Source organism: Amycolatopsis sp. NPDC102389 (assembly GCF_044765885.1).
GTDB lineage: Bacteria > Actinomycetota > Actinomycetes > Mycobacteriales > Pseudonocardiaceae > Amycolatopsis.
Window position 1 is genome coordinate 1 of the sequence record NZ_JBIWKX010000137.1, and the last position, 1,334, is coordinate 1,334.

Below are 1,334 nucleotides of genomic sequence, written 5' to 3' on the forward strand. Positions count from 1 at the left end.
TGGTGGGCGGGACGAAGCGGGGAGGCAGAGCAGGGATTTGGCCGCGAGGCTCGCTCAGGGGGAGACCGCTCTTGACGCTTTCGCCGACGAGTTCGCCCAGGCGCGCGCTGAGCTGGCCGTGGCTGCCCGGGGGGCCGATGTGGCCAGGGCAGTCTGGTTGCGCGCTAAGGCGGAGCTGGAAGCCGAGCTGGTGAAGATCAATGCGGGATTGCGCGGGTCGAACGGCGTAGAGGTCTTGGATCCCGTCGAGGGGGACCGAACGGTCGATCGGGGACAGGTGCTGACGGATTTCGCCGATGGGCGTTCTCGGATCTTGTTGCCGGATTGGGTGAGGCAGAAGGAAACCTGGGCGCGGAAGTTGTTGGGAACGGAACGGGTGCCTGGGGAGGTGCTCGCCCGTCTCACGACCGAAGCGCGGCAGACGTTGTCCGAGTATCTCCCGGGACTGAACGCCGCTGGGCCGGGGACTGCGGAACTGCGGGAAGTCCTGTACACCATCTTGACCGCGGAGCGGGTGCACTACCACCGTGCGGGGGAGAGCCCGGCGTCTGCTGCGGCGCTGCTCCGTGTGCTGGCACGGGAATTGACCGATGCGGTGGAAGCAGCCTGGGAGACAGCCGGGCGTGCTCGGCGGACGTGGGGCGGGCGATGGGACGGTCAGAGTGGGCTGAGCGCTCGGGATCGGCGGACGATCGCGCTGATGGTGGAGGGTTTTGTCGATGCGGCGGTGGCCGCGCGGCCGGGGCAGGAGGTGATGTTGCGTGGTGGGGTGTTCGTGTCGCCGGATTCAGGCCGGGCGGCGATCGGGCGGGTGCTGTCGCTTGTGGACTCGGCGGTCCGGAACAGGCTGAACGCGTATCCGCCGGGGGCGGCGAGGCTCTCGGCCAAGGAGCTTTCGAGCCGGGTGCGGGTGTCGGAGTTCAAGCGGCCTTCGGGTGACCAGTTGGTGGGCTCGGTGCAGCTTCAGGTGCAGGGACAACGGCCGGCACTGGGCTTGTTCGGTCCGGAGGTCTTCACCGATCCGGCCGATCCGCTGCCCCGCCGTGCGGAAGAATTGACGCGGGCGCGCGCTGACCTGGCCAGGGCCAGGCTTGAAGACTCGGACCCGCTGTTCAGCAGGGCGCGCGAGATCGTGAATCTCTGGAACCAACCGCCTCGGACGTTCGTCGAGACCGCCCCTTGGGTCGACAGTGCCCACCGCGCGCGGTATCGGGCCGCGGTCGATCTGGTCGCCTGGGAGCTGCACCGGCATGACGACGATGAGCAGGGGCTTGCAGCGGCCCACACGCTTTCGCGCGTGTTGGTGAGTGAAGTCATGTGGCCCCGCGAAAAAG

At 68.3% G+C, this 1,334-nt stretch carries 1 protein-coding gene; it reads left to right on the forward strand.

Going from position 1 to position 1,334, the window contains the following annotated elements; all coding sequences use genetic code 11:
- Positions 1 to 37 precede the first annotated feature (37 nt).
- Positions 38 to 1,334, forward strand: a 1,297-nt coding sequence (locus ACIRGA_RS40850) for a hypothetical protein (RefSeq protein WP_400952968.1), incomplete at its 3' end; no start/stop codon positions are given.